This is a genomic window from Acinetobacter sp. Brlt_5 (assembly GCF_051949055.1).
Taxonomy (GTDB): domain Bacteria; phylum Pseudomonadota; class Gammaproteobacteria; order Pseudomonadales; family Moraxellaceae; genus Acinetobacter; species Acinetobacter indicus.
Genome location: NZ_JAYJLP010000001.1, coordinates 215,631 through 230,807 on the forward strand (window position 1 = coordinate 215,631; position 15,177 = coordinate 230,807).

The following is a 15,177-nucleotide window of genomic DNA, read 5'->3' on the forward strand; positions in this document are numbered from 1 at the left end:
ACGCTACGTTGCATTTGTCCGGTTTCCGAGCAAACAAGAACAGATTAGGATAAAACGGATCTTTTTATCCTCTTCTAGAATATGAATAACACATCACTCTACTACACCCGCACCGCCCAAGTCTTGCACTGGCTTATGGCAATTATTTTTATAGCGGCCTGGATTATTGGGTTTTTATAGCGGTAACTTTTTGAGTTATGAAGCAGATGGCAGCTTTAAAGGCGATGTCATTAAACTGCATAAAAATATTCCACCACGCTCATCTTTCTAATTGTAATCCGAATCTTCTGGCGCTATACCCATCCGGTACCAAAACTCCCCGACACCATGTCGCCACTTATGCAAAAACTGGCTCATCTGGGTCATTTAGCTCTGTACTTTATGCTACTGGCCTTGCCGATTACCGGCTGTTTATTTAGCTGGAGCGCCGGTCATCCGGCACCGGTACTTTATCTGTTTGAAATTCCACGAATGGTACAGGCCAATCTGCAGCTGTTAGCCATCGTCAAACCCTTACATATCTATTTATCCTGGGCAGCAGGCCTATTATTGATAGGTCATGTACTGGCTGCATTAAAACATCATTTTATTGACCACGATCATGTACTCAAAAGTATGATTTCGAGCGATAAATAAATAACTGTTTTAAATTAGAATAAATCAGGCAGTTTATCCACTTAAACTGTCTGATATAAATAGGATAATCCTGTCATAAATAAAATACTTTTGTATATAAATAAAACCCACGCCTCTCTTTATTCTATTTAAAAGCATGTAACCGTTTAATACGACGTGAATATCTGCCGCTGATTTGTATCGCTTTTATTGCTTTTCATCTTTTGTACGATAGCTTGCATTAGAGTGAAAAAATCCTGTTCTTGAGGCAGCAGTATGGCCAAGTTTCGTCATCATGTGCAACAACATGCGGAGGTCTTTACCGCTAACGGCGTTCATCTGGGCCAAATTGAACAGTTTCTGGATTTAGATCGAATCCAACTAAGTCAGGATGCCGAAGGCAAAGCACATCTGATCCCGCTATCATGGGTGGGTGATATTTGTGAGCAGCGTATAATCCTGATTAAAAACCTGCAAGAAGTACAAGAAACCTGGATTGAAATACCGCAATAAATTTTGATATCAACCGGACTTTATTCGAGGATCTGCTTATGAATCAGCTGCCGCATCTTTCATCCGTTCAACAATCTTCGCTTTCAATACAGGCCTGTCTGGAATGCATTGTTGCTTGTCAACGCTGCGCAGATGCCTGTTTACACGAAGAACATGTGCAGATGATGCGAACCTGCATCCAGCGCTGTCTGGACTGTGTTGAAACCTGCAAACTCTGTGTTACCTTTGAAGTTCGCAACTCGGAGCTACATCATTTAGCCATGGACCTGTGTGCCAAAGCCTGTGAACTGTGTGCCGAAGAATGTGGCCAGCATGAAGATGAACATTGTCAAAACTGTGCCCGCGCCTGTCGTGCCTGCGCAGAAGCCTGTCAGATTGAAGGTTAATATGGTTTAACGAATCTCAACTGGCAAATAAAAACCACCCGAAGGTGGTTTTTATTTTTAAAAGAGTACGACTCTGGTTTGCCCTAATAAGTAAATCATACAGGTGATAATACATGAAGCACTCACCAGAACCGTAATATCTAAAGACCGTCGTGTATTCACTTTCATATCCATACTCCTTTCTTATTATTGTTCTGTTCTTATACCAAGAAATAGTGATATGACCAATTGCATTATATTACAAAAGCTCACCCATTTATAATATACATCCCCCACATGTATATAAATCTAGAATACTTGGTAATTTATATTAAATTTTTATCACCAAAATTAGCAAAAAATAACATTTATTTTTTATCTATTTAAAAATACAGATTATTCTTTTTCTACAAAACTTAATTCATACTCATCTTGGGTCACTTTTAGCTTGATTCCACGATAACGGCGCTTGTCCGGATCAAGTGCAGAATCTCGGACTTCCTTGGAAAAACGCATATCATGCATAAAATGCGCATACAATTTATAGCCCAAACGTAGTTTTTTCGGTTTCTTGCCCTCTTTTAGGCACTTATCAATGGCCTGATTTAAAAACTCCAAGCTGACATCGTTCATCTGCTTTAACCTCACTTTAACCTTTATTCATTAGTTTTAAATATAAGTAGCAAAAGTTTCATTTTTAAGAATATAGAAAAAATAATATATAGATATATAATATAAAAAATATCAGTTATTTAGCTTTGCTCGATTTTTACCATTGTTTAAAATATTTTAATAAATTACATTTCTATTAAAATCCAGGCAAAAAAAGAGTCCATACGAGGGATGTATGGACTCAAACTCATAAAGAGAAAAGTCAAGAGAAAATAAGAATTTACAGCGCATATTTCTTGATTAAAATTGTCCTATTTTCCTGGATTTCCAGCATTGGCAAAAGCTTCCATTTTTTATTTTTTTTAAACGATAAGTCATATTTTTCAAAGTAATTTCAAAACGTTACTTGTCACATTTTATTGACTAAGGTGCTGGCGTTAGCTGATAACCCAAGCCTTGCGCCGCACCCAGTTGTGTTGCCGAAATAGTAAAGATGGCAGTCTGGCCGGTACTGGCACCACATACGGTAATATGTACCAGACCATCATGCCCGAGTGCTTCATTATAAACTTCTATCCCGGCCTGCTGCAGTTGCTCTTTCAGCTGCTGTAAACGCACTTTGGGATCATCCCCCTCACACTGCTTTAAACCTAAGGACTTGGTTACATCTACCTGTTGTGCTGGTATAGAAGGTACGCTTTGACATGCCATCAGCGTACAACTGGCAAACATGCCAAATAATAAACCGATCTTCATCTTGCATCTCCTTGATCAAACTGCTGCGAGCTCTGCGCTATACTGATGCTTCCTGCCCTGCAACACGTTTGATTTAACTATGAGAAAAGGAGCTGATGGATAAACATCCCCCAGACTTAGCGCTGTACGGCGGTATCCTGTTTATCTCTTGGATGTTGTGGATGCGGATTCTTTTTATTTGGAATCACTTGTGAATCGGTCTTGGGTTGAGGTTGCTGTTGCTGGGTCTTTTCATTCGAGGTTTTTTCTGGTTTAGCCATCATCGACTCCTGTCTTTATTGTTGTGTTGAACTGTTTTTATTGTTCATGATTTAAGACAGCCGCGCTGTATGGCTTTGGTCAATATTTCAGCTTTATTGTTAATTCAGGCTTTGTTATTGCAACAGTTTTTAAAAATAAGGCGTATAAAAAAGCCGCCCGCAGGCGACTTTCCGTATTATGCTACAGTCACGACTTTGACAATAATACGTTGCAGGTTTTCTGGCTCTGCTGCGTTCTGGACGCGTTTCAGTTCTTTACTAATCACTTTAAACTGATGGTTCTGATAAGAAATTACTGCAGGAATCTGGTCAAAATATAAAGCATCGGCCTGTAATTCCTCCTGGAAAAGTAAGGTTCCTAACTGATAGTCGAGGTCTTTTAAGACCATATATTTCACAATCGTTTTCATTGTATTAACCTACTTTCACTAAGCACTTTATTTTTAGTTTTACCATTCTTTTGCAGCAGAATAAACCGATAATTTCGAGTTTCGCCTAACTGCTATACAATTGAAATCGGAACGCGCGATCTTTAGCGCTAAATGCCTGAATCCGCAACAAGATTGAGACTGATCTTGCTTAAAATCGTTTGGAAAAGAAGAAGAAATGGAGATTCATCATGCTGAAACGCTGCTGTGATGCGCTGGAACAACAGCAACTGACCATTGCCTTTATTGAAAGTGCCAGTTCAGGCTATTTATGCAGCCAGTTTTCAATTTATAAGAATAGCGGCGCAGATATTTTACTCGGGGCGCTGGTCAGCTATGACCCGAGCATTAAAGCCAACCTGTTACAGATTGATCCGGCACTGATTGCGCATTACACGGCGGAATCTGCGGAAATTACCACGCAGATGGCCTTGCATGGCCAGGCTCTGTTTAAACAGGCCAATATTGTGGTGGCCTGTACCGGTTTGCTAAAACCCGGTGGCAGCGCCTGCGCAGAGAAACCTGAAGGCACTTTTTATATTGCCATTCACTATCAGCAGCAATTGCATAATTTTCATTATCTGCTGGATGGCAGCCCGATTGAACGGCTGGATCAGCTGACCCAATTGGTAGCACAGGAAGTATTGGCGCTTATTTTATCTTCACCCGCCTAGATACACTGTTTCTCATCTTTTCTCCATGATTTTGGCTTAAAGTAAAACCATATCCTGTAATGTGGAGTCGAAGTATGAAACTGGTTCAACCATTATTATTTTCTGCTTTAGCCTGTCTGCCCATCATCAGTTTTGCCACCGTCGGCGGCCAGCAAAGGATTGAAGTGCTGGGCTATGACCAGAAAGATCAAAAAGTCTATCTGCTGCGCCATTATGAAGATGGTCGTGGCCGTTTACCGCAGCTGTATTATTACAACTTTAAATCGAAACAGCCGAATCAGCTGGTTCAGGTCAATTCGCTGTATATTAATCCCAAGACCAAAAAGATTGACTATGACCAGCCGCCTACCCGTTTTAATGCCGAGTTGGCCAAAATTAAAAACCGCCTAAAACCCTTGACCAAGGTTAGAACGCAACAGGCGCAAATTAAGGTTTTGCACAGTAGCAAACGTAGTGCCGACTGGATTAATGGTACGGAACCGGTACCACAGTGGCAATATTGCTATCGCGTTGATGCAGGGAACTTCCGCAGTACCGTCCAGCAATCCACCAGTTACAAGCAAGGCTTGAACATTCACCAGGCCTATAACATCCCGCAGCAGTCCAAAATGCTGGTGACTGTGAAATATTTAGGCATTCCGTTTGAAATGGGCTATCCGATTGAAGATCCGGTTCTGCTCAGCAATTCTCAATAACAGCAAAAATATAGCGGAAAAAATATAGCAACAAAAAATAAAGCCTCAAATGAGGCTTTATTCAATGACACGGCAGATTAAGCCGCCGAGGTACGCTCTGCAATTGGCACCACTTTACGCAGCTCTGGACCGGTATAATCCGCGCTTGGACGAATAATACGGTTATCTGCACGCTGTTCCATCACATGCGCCGCCCAGCCGGTCACACGCGACATCACAAAGATTGGCGTGAACAGCTTGGTCGGAATACCCATAAAGTGATAAGCCGAAGCATGGAAGAAGTCTGCGTTACAGAACAGTTTTTTCTCGCGCCACATCACTTCTTCACAGCGGACCGATACCGGATAAAGTACGGTATCACCTACATCTTTGGCCAGACGCTCTGACCAGACTTTAATAATGCCATTACGCGGGTCATTGTCCTTGTAAATAGCATGACCAAAGCCCATGATCTTTTCTTTACGCTCTAGCATGCCCAGCATTTCACGCTCAGCTTCTTCTGGAGAGGTCCAGTTTTCAATCATTTCCATGGCCGCTTCATTGGCGCCACCGTGCAGTGGACCACGCAGTGAACCAATCGCGCCGGTAATACATGAGTGCATATCAGACAAGGTTGATGCACACACGCGTGCAGTAAAGGTGGATGCGTTAAACTCATGCTCTGCATACAGAATTAACGATACGTTCATCACCTGCTCATGCAGCTCATTGGGTTTTTCACCACGTAACAGATGCAGGAATTGCGCGCCAATTGAATCATCATCGGTGTTTTCATCAACACGTACGCCGTCATGGCTAAAACGGTACCAGTAACAGATAATGCCCGGTAAAGCGGCCAGAATACGGTCGGCAACATCTTGCTGCACATCAAACGACTGTTCGGTTTCCAGATTGCCAAGCATCGACACGCCAGTACGCATCACATCCATTGGATGTGAATCGGCCGGAATACGCTCCAGTACTTCTTTTAGTGCATCTGGTAACTGACGTAAAGATTTCAGCTTGGCTTTATAGCTGGTTAGCTGTTCGGTGGTAGGTAATTCACCAAAGAAGATCAGATAAGCGACTTCCTCAAACTGGCAGTTTTCTGCCAGATCCTGCACGTCATAACCACGATAGGTCAGACCCGCACCGCTTTTTCCAACTGTCGATAATGCGGTTTTCCCTGCGACTTGTCCGCGCAATCCAGCGCCAGTCAGTACTTTTCCTTCAGCCATTGTTTTAATTCTCCTGCTTGAACAGTTTATCTAATGTGTTTTCAAAGGTGTGGTAATCTAAAAATTCATATAATTCTTTGCGTTGCTGCATTTTATCCAGCACATGGGTTTGTGTGCCATGCTCACGAATCGACTGCATCACTTCCAGTGCTGCTTTTTGCATTGCACGTGTTGCCGACAATGGATATAACACCATACGCACGCCCTGCTCAGCCAGTTCATCAGTGGTGTAATACGGTGTATCACCAAATTCGGTAATGTTGGCCAGTACCGGTACACCGACTGCATCACAAACAGTTTTGTACATGGTAATGTCGGTCATGGCTTCTGCAAAAATGGCATCTGCACCTGCCTCGACACAGGCACAGGCCCGGTCAATCACCGCCTGTAAACCTTCTTTTTGCAAGGCATCGGTACGCGCCATCACCACAAAGTTGGGATCAGTTTTGGCATCGACTGCCGCTTTAATACGATCCACCATTTCCTGCTGGGTCACAATTTCCTTGTTCGGGCGATGGCCACAGCGTTTTTGCGCCACCTGATCTTCAATATGCACCGCAGCAGCACCTGCTGCAATCATTTGCTTGATGGTACGGCCAATATTAAATGCACCGCCCCAGCCGGTATCAATATCCACCAGCACAGGTGTATCGACACGTTCTGTAATACGGCGTACATCTTCCAGGACATTATCGAGGCTGGTCATGCCCAAATCCGGCAAACCGTAGGAATAATTGGCGACACCTGCACCCGATACATAAATGGCTTTATAGCCGACCTGTTTTGCCATCATGGCTGCATAGGCATTGACTGTACCGATAATTTGTAAGGGCTTTTCCGTGTCCAGCGCCTGTCTGAATCTTAAGCCTGCAGATGTTTGTTCTGTCATCGTCCTTTCCACAGTAGTTTCTAATTATTGAGGCTTGAGTATACTCAGAATCTTTGCCTAAACCATGACCAATTAGAATAAAGTCCCTAAAACTTTAGTCAAATATTCAAGTAAATCTGTAAGAAAAAAGTCAATACATTTCCGTCTACGCTATTCCATGCCAAGCGGTCATATATTTGCTACAATTATATTTATTCCTTACCAATTGGCGGCCTGCTCCCTGATTATGCATGATTTGGCTCAGTTAGAACCCTTTAGCAAAGATGTCCCTCCGACCAAGCGTGGGCATGAACGCTGTCTGGCTTTATTATTGAGCGCCAATGACCTGTTTCTGGAACATGGCTACGATGCTGTCTCGCTGGATGATATCGTGCATCATGCCGGTGGTTCCAAGGCCTTTATCTATAAATATTTTGGCAATAAAGAAGGCCTGTTTACCGCCATTTGTGATTATCGTGCGGAAAAGTTCTTTAAAGACATTTGCTTACCCTTTGAATCTTTTGAGGGTGATTTACGGGCTTATTTAATTCATACACTAGATAATTTTAAAAGCCATTTAAGTGTGCCGGCCAATTCTGCCTTTTTAAGGTTAATTTTGGAGCGCACCCAGCACAATGTGGAACTGGCGCGTTATATCTATGAACAAGGCCCCAAGCATTTGCAAACTTCCATTGCACATGCGCTGGATCATGCCGCCGCCCAGGGTCTGATTCGCTGTGAGAATTCACTTTATTCAGCGCAGCTGTTCTTTGGCATTCTGCGTAATCTGGAATGGCGGATTTTAATGGGCTTGCCTGTTCAGGATGACCCGCAAACCACAGATGACTATATTCATTACTGTGTCGATCACTTTCTGCAAGGTCACCAAATCGTCTAGTTTTTTGCAATTTCGATTCAATATAGTATATTAGCCGATTCCCTGTTTTATTTAACCAACCAACAACTAATTGTTGTTTTGATTTCAATTTCAGCAATTATTGTGGAGTAACGAATGGCTCTACGTCACTTTCTCACTTTACGCGACCTGTCGACTTTAGAACTTAACCAGATTTTGCAACGCGCAATTGAACTTAAACGCAAGCAGCATCAGCATGAAGTTTTCCAACCTTTTATTGGTAAAGTTTTGGGCATGATTTTTGAGAAGTCGAGTACCCGTACCCGTGTATCGTTTGAAGCTGGTATGAATCAGTTTGGTGGTAGCGCAATTTTCTTATCTCCACGCGACACCCAGTTAGGTCGTGGTGAGCCTATTGAAGATTCAGCACGCGTGATTTCAAGCATGCTGGATATTGTCATGATTCGCACCTTTGGACATGACATTGTGGAGCGTTTTGCTTCTTATTCCAAAGTGCCGGTGATTAATGCCTTAACTGACGATCATCATCCATGTCAATTACTGGCCGATATGCAAACCTTCCTTGAGCATCGCGGTCCAATCGAAGGCAAAACCGTGGCCTGGATTGGTGATGGCAACAACATGTGTAACTCGTATATTGAAGCGGCACACATGTGGGGCTTCAAGCTGAAAGTGGCCGCACCTAAAGGTTATGAGCCACAAGAAAAATTCCTGTCTGAATTTGCTCACTGTGTTGAACTGGTCGATTCTGCTGAAGATGCCGCAGTCAATGCCGATTTAATCGTGACCGACGTGTGGGCCAGCATGGGTCAAGAAGAAGAACAGAAAATCCGTGAACAGGCATTTGCCAACTATCAGGTTAATGAACGCCTCATGGATCTAGCGCATCCAGATTGTCTGTTCATGCACTGCCTGCCTGCACACCGCGGTGAAGAAATTTCAGAAAATATGCTGGATCATAAAAATTCTGTGGTTTGGGATGAAGCGGAAAACCGTCTACACGCACAAAAAGCCCTAATGGAATTCCTGATCAACGAGCATTTAAAATAATTGCTAACCGCATCAAGATAAAAAAGCACCGTTCATTCCCGGTGCTTTTTTCGTTTTGATCAAGTCATGAAATCCGGATTAATGATCATCTTTTAAATAGCGCGCTTCACGAGGAATTTGCAGACTATAGAAGAAACAGATCACCAGCATCACAATCACATAGATAAAGAAACTGTTTTCAATACCGGCTGATTTAAACTGTAAAGCCAATGAAGGGGCTGAGCCGCCAAATACTGCATTACCAACCGCATAAGAGAAACCAACACCGAGTGCACGCACATGCGGCGGGAACATTTCCGCTTTTACAATTCCACTGATCGAGGTATACAGACTTAACAGCATCATCAGGAAAATCAACAGCAAGGCCACCATCATGGGTGAATCACTAAAGGCACGCATCCCGATTGCCATAACAGGATAAATGGCAATCGCCATCAGACCACTAAACAGCAGCATCGAATTTCTGCGACCAATCCTGTCTGATAAAATCCCGAAGAATGGCTGCGCCACCATCAGAATAAAAATACAGCCCGTCATGATTAGCCCGACCGTCTGCGAATCAATGCCGATATTGGTCAGATAGGTTTTGGAATAAACCGTAATCACATAGAAACTAAGTGAACCCGCCGAGGTATAGCCCACCACCAGCAAGAAAGTTTTCCAGTGATTTTTAAACAGCTCTTTTAAGCTGCCCGACTCTTCTTTATCGCTGTCTTCATGTGACAACGTTTCTTCCAGACGGCTTCGTGCCAGCAGTGAGGCAATGGCAGCCAGACCACCAATCACAAACGGAATACGCCAGCCGCCATCCTGTAACTGCTGCTCGGTCATAAAACTCAGGAAAATTACACCCAGCAAGCTGGCCAGTAACTGTCCGCCGGTTAAAGTCACATATTAGAACGAGGCAAAAAAGCCGCGCTGACCTTTTAAACCCAGCTCACTCATATAGGTGGCAACCGCACCATATTCCCCGCCAACCGACAAGCCTTGTAACAAACGCACCAGCAACAGCAGGAACGGTGCCGCCATCCCGACTTGCTCATAAGTCGGCAATGCAGCGAACAGAAAGGAACTGAAGGCCATCAGGCAGATGGAAATCACCATGGACTTTTTACGGCCATGTTTATCGGCAATACGTCCAAACAGCCAGCTGCCAATCGGACGCATAAAGAAGCTTGCCGCAAATACCCCCCAGACATAAATGGCCTAGGTAGAACTATCCATGTTCGGTGCAGTCAGCGCTTGGGTAAAGTAAACCGCAAATACAGCATAGATATAGAAATCGAACCATTCGACGAGGTTGCCCGAGGCCGCCCCGATAATTCCCTTAATTCGACTGGCTTTTTCCTGTTTGGTTTAAGCTTGGCTCAAGGTTTATCTTCCTCATTTTTAATTTATTGAAATTTCTCATGTAGAGGCGATAAGCTCTTGCCACATAAGGAGATATTTTTGCTTAGATACAGCATAAGCACGTTGCCAATATAACTTTTAATGGAAACTTCACACAAAAAATAAAATGTAATTTTTGATCAATTTTTTAGTTAAAAAGTCTTTAAACACAATAATTTATAGATAAATAGATTATATATTTCTTAAATTTATAGAGATAAAGCCAGATCGGATGGTTGCTTATCCGCCCTATTCATGTTGATATAAATGTCTAGAATACAGCTCATAATGTGTGACTCGAATGAACAATAAAATCTATTTGTCGACAGTTTTAGCCCTCGGACTCAGTGCCCTTTCATTCACCAGCCATGCCAGTGAACTGGACCAGTATCTGCAACAAAAACAGATCATTGATGCCGAGTACAAAATCAAGAATACGACCGGACTTAATGAAATTCTGAATATTATTAGTGTGGAAGATTCACGCACCCTGCCGTATCAGGTCGATCAGAATACGATTATTGAACAGATGCAGCTATTTGCAGACCGAGTTGAAGTGAAAGGTTTGATTAGCAGCCCGGATTTCGAGCAGTTTGCTCAGGATGTTGGCCATAGCGAAGTGAAAAAAATCATGAAAAAGAATTTACTGCAGAATTGCGAGATGATTTTTGAGCATCAGTTCCAACGCGTCAATCCCTACCGGATTGAGCTGCAGTTAAGCTCGGCGCAGCAGCAGTATCAGTTACAGCTAAAAAATTCGGAATGTCAATTCTAAACCAACCCGATTAATCACTAACTGCGGTAGTAAATCCTGCCGCAGTAAATTCCCATTTTCAGCCCACAATAACAATAGAAAAATTAACGCACCAGTCCTTGTGGCTGCAAAATAATAATCAGCGCGCCGCACATCACCACCAGACCACCCAGCAGATCCCAACGACTTAAACTGACTTGATCGACAAATTTCAGCCACATCAGCGCGGTAAAAATGTAAATTCCACCATAAGCGGCGTAAATTCGCCCTGATGCTGCCGGATGCAAGGTTAACAGCCAGACAAATACCGCTAGAGCCAATACCGTAGGCAACCAGAGCCAATGTGATTTCCCCTGATTCAAAATTAAATAAGGAAAGTAACAGCCCAAAATTTCCGCCACCGCCGTCACCAAGAACAGGCAAACCGTGGTCAGAATTTTAGTGATAGAAAAATCCATAAAAACTCACAATACAAGTGACGCGCAGCTTTCCAATAGAAAGGCAAAAAAGGTAAGCCTTAAGCAAACAAAAGCCCGTGCGTACACGGGCTTTTATATTCAAGTACAGGATTAAGCCGGTTCAGCGGTTTGATCTTCAAATACTTCGAGTTTCAAACCGGTGGCTTTACCGTTTTCTTTCTTGACCGATACAGCTACATTGCCGCCATGTTCCGCCAGCTCACCAAACAGGATCATCTCTGCCAGTGGTTTCTTCAGGTGTTCCTGAATTAAGCGCTGCATTGGACGTGCACCCATTAAACGGTCATAGCCATGTTCAGCCATCCATTCACGCGCATCTTGATCAACCTCCAGAATGACTTTTTTATCATCCAACTGCGCTTGTAATTCAGTCAAGAATTTATCCACTACATTTTCAATTACTGTAGTAGGTAAAGCTTTAAATTGAATGACCCCATCCAAACGGTTACGGAACTCAGGTGAGAAGGCTTTTTTCATCGCTTCTTGGTTGTCATTACTGTTGTCTTGATCCATGAAACCAATGCTCACGCGGGAAATACTTTCCGCACCAATATTAGTGGTCAGAACCAAAATCACATTACGGAAGTCTGATTTACGACCATTATTATCGGTCAATGAACCATGATCCATAATTTGCAGCAATAGGTTAAATACATCAGGATGCGCTTTTTCAATTTCATCGAGTAGCAGCACACAATGCGGATTTTTATGAATCGCATCGGTGAGTAAGCCACCCTGATCAAAACCGACATAGCCTGGAGGTGCACCAATTAAACGTGAAACGGCATGGCGCTCCATGTACTCAGACATATCAAAGCGAACCAATTCCACACCCAACAGTTTTGCCAACTGCTTGGTAACTTCGGTTTTACCAACGCCTGTCGGGCCAGCAAATACAAAACTACCCACTGGTTTGTCTGGTGTTTTTAAACCAGCACGTGACAGTTTAATTGCTGATGCTAACGCTTCAATAGCTTCATCTTGACCAAAGACCACACGTTTTAAATCACGCTCAAGATGTTCAAGTACAGTCTTGTCATCTTTCGATACGGTTTTAGGTGGAATACGTGCAATTTTAGAGACGATATCTTCAATGTTTTCTACTGTGATTAAAGTATCATCTTGCTCAGCTCTTAAACGGCGCTGCGCACCTGCTTCATCAATCACATCAATGGCTTTGTCTGGCAAGAAACGGTCATTGATGTATTTAGATGACAACTCAACCGCAGAAACCAGCGCTTTATCGTCATATTGCACATGGTGGAAATCTTCAAATTTCGATTTCAGGCCACGTAAAATATCAATAGTTTCAGGAATTGATGGCTCATTGACATCAATTTTCTGGAAACGGCGCGACAAGGCATGGTCTTTCTCAAAGACCTGACGATATTCCTGGAACGTGGTCGAACCGATACAACGCAAAGTACCATTGGCTAGCGCCGGTTTAATCAGGTTCGAGGCATCCATGGTGCTGCCCATGCTGGAACCGGCACCAATAATCATGTGGATTTCATCAATAAATAAAATCGCTTCCGGCTTTTTCTTTAGCGCGTTTAACAGCTGTTTCAGGCGTTTTTCAAAATCACCGCGATATTTGGTTCCGGCCACCAAGGCACCAATATCCAGACTGTAAATTTCTGAATTGAGCAATGGTTTTGGCGCTTTACCATTCACGATTAACCAGGCCAGACCTTCGGCAATTGAGGTTTTACCCACCCCCGGATCACCGACCAGCAGCGGGTTGTTTTTGCGACGGCGACATAAAATTTGCGCGGCGCGTTCAATTTCTTTTTCACGGCCAATCAGTGGGTCAGTTTTACCCTTCACCGCTTCATTGTTGAGGTTGGTGGTGTATAGCTCCAGCGGACCGCTATTGGCCGAAGTTGAGCTTTCCCCATCGAGTTCTTCAATTTCTTCTTCGGCTTGCGATTCTTCTTTACGCGTACCATGAGAAAGATACTGAGTTAAGGTTAAACGGTTAATTTGATGGCGTTTTAATAGATATACGGCAAAAGAATCCCGTTCCGAATACATCGCAACCAGAATATCTGCGCCTTCGACTGTGCGATCACCACCACTGGATTGCACATGGAAAATTGCTCGTTGCAAAATACGGTCAAAGCTTTCCGTTGGATGCGGTGCCTGATCGCTGTTTTCACCGAGTTTAGGGGTATGTTGTTCTACATATTCTTCAAGTTCTTTGCGCAGCACAATAATATCTGCCCCGCATGCTTTTAGCGCATTTACTGCAGAATCATTGTCGAGCAAAGCCAATAATAAATGTTCTACCGTCAGAAACTCATGTCTCTTTTGACGAGCCATGCTAACAGCCAAACGTAATGATACTTCTAATTGACGACTGAGCATGTAACCCCCTTAGTTTTTAGGCTCAATCTGACAAAGTAATGGATGACCTTGAGATCGAGCGTAATTATTGACTTGGTTTGCTTTGGTCTCTGCGATGTCTCGCGGATAAACCCCTGCAATACCTTTTCCTTCGTAATGTACAGTTAGCATTACTTGAGTCGCTTGGTCAAGATTCATTGCAAAGTATTGTTGTAAAATTTCAATTACAAAGTCCATTGGGGTATAGTCATCGTTCAATAAAACGACAGCGTATAGTGGTGGACGCTTTAATTCAGGCGGTGCCGTCTGTACGGCAATGTCTCCGTCCTCATGCTCATTCGGCTCATCCGTACTTAAACGCGGATTAAAATGCCAGTCCACCATGCCAGACTGCTGAAAAGACTGTTTGATTTCGTTTAAACAAATTGGTCGTTTGTTACTTCGCATAAGAGATTTATTTCACAGTTATTGCGCAGTGGCTTCTGCTTGCGGTATTTCAGAGATAAAGGCAGAAGGCGCTTCCGTGGCTTTTCCACGTGCCCAGCTGAATCGTTTGGTCACAGGGGTACTACCAGTTAAACGCACTTCAATAAATTGCGGACTAAAGCCTTTTGGCATGGTCCAGCGGCCGGTCAGGCGCTCATAATTATCAAAATTGAAATTATTGTCTTCCATGGGCACCACCAGCACCTCGGTGCCCTGAATCAGACGCAGTTCAACATTGCCTGAAGCACGGCGCTTATTCGGGCTGATCTGCACCAGATCGAGCTGATATTCATAGGCATTATCGGGTAAAGGTTTAATCCCAATATTCTGGATGGTCAGACTTAAACCACCCCGATCACGCAGCACTTCACGGTATAAATTGCCCATGCCATCGGCCTGGATTTTATCATTACGTGCCTGATTCAGGGCCGCATACAGGTCATTGGCATTGCTGACCGCTACATCACGCTCCTGAACCGCTGCATTCAGGGTTTTATTCAGGCTTTCCAGACGAACTTTCTGTTCCTGTACGACTTCAACCAGCTGCTCTGCATCGGCATCATAACCGACCACAGTCAAACCCTGACGATGCCCCACCGAATAGCCCAAAAAGCCGCTGCCTAACATTAATACAGCTGCACCGAGTACGAGAGGTAAATTGCTTTGCATAAAAGGTTTTTTCGGTGGCGTCGGTTGTGACGTGGTATTGGTATCCGTATTCTGCATCGTCATCTCTTGTTTTGATTGCATTCAAACCACACATTTAAATCGAAATCTAAATGTGTGTGAAGTC

At 43.4% G+C, this 15,177-nt stretch carries 17 protein-coding genes and 2 pseudogenes; 8 read left to right on the top strand and 11 right to left on the bottom strand.

What is annotated here, in order from left to right:
- Positions 1–81 precede the first annotated feature (81 nt).
- The 3 genes and pseudogenes from VF685_RS01070 to VF685_RS01080 all read left to right on the top strand — a co-directional run bounded on the left by VF685_RS01070 (position 82) and on the right by VF685_RS01080 (position 1,514).
- Positions 82–636 (top strand): annotated as a pseudogene (locus tag VF685_RS01070) (cytochrome b).
- A gap of 255 nt (positions 637–891) precedes the next feature.
- Positions 892–1,128, top strand: coding sequence for a DUF2171 domain-containing protein (locus tag VF685_RS01075; protein ID WP_075174873.1), 237 nt, complete (start codon positions 892–894; stop codon positions 1,126–1,128).
- Positions 1,129–1,166: 38 nt separating this feature from the next.
- Positions 1,167–1,514, top strand: coding sequence for a four-helix bundle copper-binding protein (locus tag VF685_RS01080; protein ID WP_104471465.1), 348 nt, complete (start codon positions 1,167–1,169; stop codon positions 1,512–1,514).
- A gap of 375 nt (positions 1,515–1,889) precedes the next feature.
- On the opposite strand, the gene VF685_RS01085 is transcribed toward VF685_RS01080, so the two are convergent.
- The 4 genes from VF685_RS01085 to VF685_RS01100 all read right to left on the bottom strand — a co-directional run bounded on the left by VF685_RS01085 (position 1,890) and on the right by VF685_RS01100 (position 3,531).
- Positions 1,890–2,126: a hypothetical protein gene (locus VF685_RS01085; RefSeq protein WP_005177751.1), complete on the bottom strand. Its 237-nt coding sequence runs from the start codon at positions 2,124–2,126 to the stop codon at positions 1,890–1,892.
- Positions 2,127–2,528: 402 nt separating this feature from the next.
- Entirely contained in the window at positions 2,529–2,861 is a 333-nt protein-coding gene (locus VF685_RS01090; RefSeq protein WP_127799543.1) for a hypothetical protein, read from the bottom strand.
- A gap of 116 nt (positions 2,862–2,977) precedes the next feature.
- The gene (locus VF685_RS01095; protein WP_005177747.1) at positions 2,978–3,121 is read right to left on the bottom strand and encodes a hypothetical protein; all 144 of its coding nucleotides are present in this window, start codon (positions 3,119–3,121) and stop codon (positions 2,978–2,980) included.
- Positions 3,122–3,297: 176 nt separating this feature from the next.
- A complete protein-coding gene (locus tag VF685_RS01100; RefSeq protein WP_127799541.1) occupies positions 3,298–3,531 on the bottom strand; it encodes a hypothetical protein in 234 nt (77 codons plus the stop codon).
- 209 nt (positions 3,532–3,740) lie between these two features.
- Between VF685_RS01100 and VF685_RS01105 the strand changes: the two genes are divergently transcribed.
- Positions 3,741–4,223, top strand: a complete 483-nt coding sequence (locus VF685_RS01105) for a CinA family protein (protein ID WP_127799539.1) — start codon at positions 3,741–3,743, stop codon at positions 4,221–4,223.
- Between the two features lie 74 nt (positions 4,224–4,297).
- Positions 4,298–4,918, top strand: a complete 621-nt coding sequence (locus tag VF685_RS01110) for an aminotransferase (RefSeq protein ID WP_127799537.1) — start codon at positions 4,298–4,300, stop codon at positions 4,916–4,918.
- A 77-nt stretch (positions 4,919–4,995) separates the two neighbouring features.
- On the opposite strand, the gene prpC is transcribed toward VF685_RS01110, so the two are convergent.
- Entirely contained in the window at positions 4,996–6,135 is a 1,140-nt protein-coding gene (prpC, locus tag VF685_RS01115) for a bifunctional 2-methylcitrate synthase/citrate synthase (RefSeq protein WP_045795691.1), read from the bottom strand.
- A 4-nt stretch (positions 6,136–6,139) separates the two neighbouring features.
- The gene (gene prpB, locus VF685_RS01120) at positions 6,140–7,024 is read right to left on the bottom strand and encodes a methylisocitrate lyase (RefSeq protein WP_016658168.1); all 885 of its coding nucleotides are present in this window, start codon (positions 7,022–7,024) and stop codon (positions 6,140–6,142) included.
- 226 nt (positions 7,025–7,250) lie between these two features.
- Between prpB and VF685_RS01125 the strand changes: the two genes are divergently transcribed.
- Both VF685_RS01125 and argF read left to right on the top strand, forming a co-directional pair.
- The gene (locus VF685_RS01125) at positions 7,251–7,901 is read left to right on the top strand and encodes a TetR/AcrR family transcriptional regulator (protein WP_075167741.1); all 651 of its coding nucleotides are present in this window, start codon (positions 7,251–7,253) and stop codon (positions 7,899–7,901) included.
- Positions 7,902–8,015: 114 nt separating this feature from the next.
- On the top strand, positions 8,016–8,930 hold the full coding sequence (gene argF, locus VF685_RS01130) for an ornithine carbamoyltransferase (RefSeq protein WP_005177730.1): 915 nt from the start codon (positions 8,016–8,018) through the stop codon (positions 8,928–8,930).
- Between the two features lie 78 nt (positions 8,931–9,008).
- On the opposite strand, the pseudogene VF685_RS01135 reads toward argF, so the two are convergent.
- A pseudogene (locus VF685_RS01135) lies at positions 9,009–10,262 on the bottom strand (MFS transporter).
- A 358-nt stretch (positions 10,263–10,620) separates the two neighbouring features.
- On the opposite strand from VF685_RS01135, the gene VF685_RS01140 reads away from it, so the two are divergent.
- The gene (locus VF685_RS01140; RefSeq protein ID WP_016658171.1) at positions 10,621–11,094 is read left to right on the top strand and encodes a hypothetical protein; all 474 of its coding nucleotides are present in this window, start codon (positions 10,621–10,623) and stop codon (positions 11,092–11,094) included.
- Positions 11,095–11,177: 83 nt separating this feature from the next.
- On the opposite strand, the gene VF685_RS01145 is transcribed toward VF685_RS01140, so the two are convergent.
- From VF685_RS01145 to VF685_RS01160, 4 genes are all read right to left on the bottom strand, one after another.
- Positions 11,178–11,531: a YnfA family protein gene (locus VF685_RS01145; protein WP_005177718.1), complete on the bottom strand. Its 354-nt coding sequence runs from the start codon at positions 11,529–11,531 to the stop codon at positions 11,178–11,180.
- 111 nt (positions 11,532–11,642) lie between these two features.
- Complete coding sequence (gene clpA / locus VF685_RS01150; protein WP_440203517.1) at positions 11,643–13,919, bottom strand: ATP-dependent Clp protease ATP-binding subunit ClpA; 2,277 nt, start codon at positions 13,917–13,919, stop codon at positions 11,643–11,645.
- A 9-nt stretch (positions 13,920–13,928) separates the two neighbouring features.
- Positions 13,929–14,345, bottom strand: coding sequence for an ATP-dependent Clp protease adapter ClpS (clpS, locus tag VF685_RS01155; protein WP_035363010.1), 417 nt, complete (start codon positions 14,343–14,345; stop codon positions 13,929–13,931).
- Positions 14,346–14,363: 18 nt separating this feature from the next.
- Positions 14,364–15,110 (bottom strand): DUF6776 family protein, encoded by a 747-nt coding sequence (locus tag VF685_RS01160; RefSeq protein WP_075167738.1) that lies wholly within the window; start codon positions 15,108–15,110, stop codon positions 14,364–14,366.
- Between the last annotated feature and the right edge of the window lie 67 nt (positions 15,111–15,177).

Excerpts from the sequence above, each read along its gene's own strand:
- VF685_RS01110 (WP_127799537.1), top strand. The coding sequence starts at position 4,298 with ATGAAACTGGTTCAACCATTATTATTTTCTGCTTTAGCCTGTCTGCCC.
- clpS (WP_035363010.1), bottom strand. The coding sequence starts at position 14,345 with ATGCGAAGTAACAAACGACCAATTTGTTTAAACGAAATCAAACAGTCT.
- VF685_RS01100 (WP_127799541.1), bottom strand. The coding sequence starts at position 3,531 with ATGAAAACGATTGTGAAATATATGGTCTTAAAAGACCTCGACTATCAG.
- VF685_RS01090 (WP_127799543.1), bottom strand. The coding sequence starts at position 2,861 with ATGAAGATCGGTTTATTATTTGGCATGTTTGCCAGTTGTACGCTGATG.
- VF685_RS01075 (WP_075174873.1), top strand. The coding sequence starts at position 892 with ATGGCCAAGTTTCGTCATCATGTGCAACAACATGCGGAGGTCTTTACC.
- VF685_RS01095 (WP_005177747.1), bottom strand. The coding sequence starts at position 3,121 with ATGGCTAAACCAGAAAAAACCTCGAATGAAAAGACCCAGCAACAGCAA.
- VF685_RS01080 (WP_104471465.1), top strand. The coding sequence starts at position 1,167 with ATGAATCAGCTGCCGCATCTTTCATCCGTTCAACAATCTTCGCTTTCA.
- VF685_RS01125 (WP_075167741.1), top strand. The coding sequence starts at position 7,251 with ATGCATGATTTGGCTCAGTTAGAACCCTTTAGCAAAGATGTCCCTCCG.
- VF685_RS01085 (WP_005177751.1), bottom strand. The coding sequence starts at position 2,126 with ATGAACGATGTCAGCTTGGAGTTTTTAAATCAGGCCATTGATAAGTGC.
- VF685_RS01160 (WP_075167738.1), bottom strand. The coding sequence starts at position 15,110 with ATGCAGAATACGGATACCAATACCACGTCACAACCGACGCCACCGAAA.
- prpB (WP_016658168.1), bottom strand. The coding sequence starts at position 7,024 with ATGACAGAACAAACATCTGCAGGCTTAAGATTCAGACAGGCGCTGGAC.
- VF685_RS01140 (WP_016658171.1), top strand. The coding sequence starts at position 10,621 with ATGAACAATAAAATCTATTTGTCGACAGTTTTAGCCCTCGGACTCAGT.
- VF685_RS01145 (WP_005177718.1), bottom strand. The coding sequence starts at position 11,531 with ATGGATTTTTCTATCACTAAAATTCTGACCACGGTTTGCCTGTTCTTG.
- VF685_RS01105 (WP_127799539.1), top strand. The coding sequence starts at position 3,741 with ATGCTGAAACGCTGCTGTGATGCGCTGGAACAACAGCAACTGACCATT.
- clpA (WP_440203517.1), bottom strand. The coding sequence starts at position 13,919 with ATGCTCAGTCGTCAATTAGAAGTATCATTACGTTTGGCTGTTAGCATG.
- argF (WP_005177730.1), top strand. The coding sequence starts at position 8,016 with ATGGCTCTACGTCACTTTCTCACTTTACGCGACCTGTCGACTTTAGAA.
- prpC (WP_045795691.1), bottom strand. The coding sequence starts at position 6,135 with ATGGCTGAAGGAAAAGTACTGACTGGCGCTGGATTGCGCGGACAAGTC.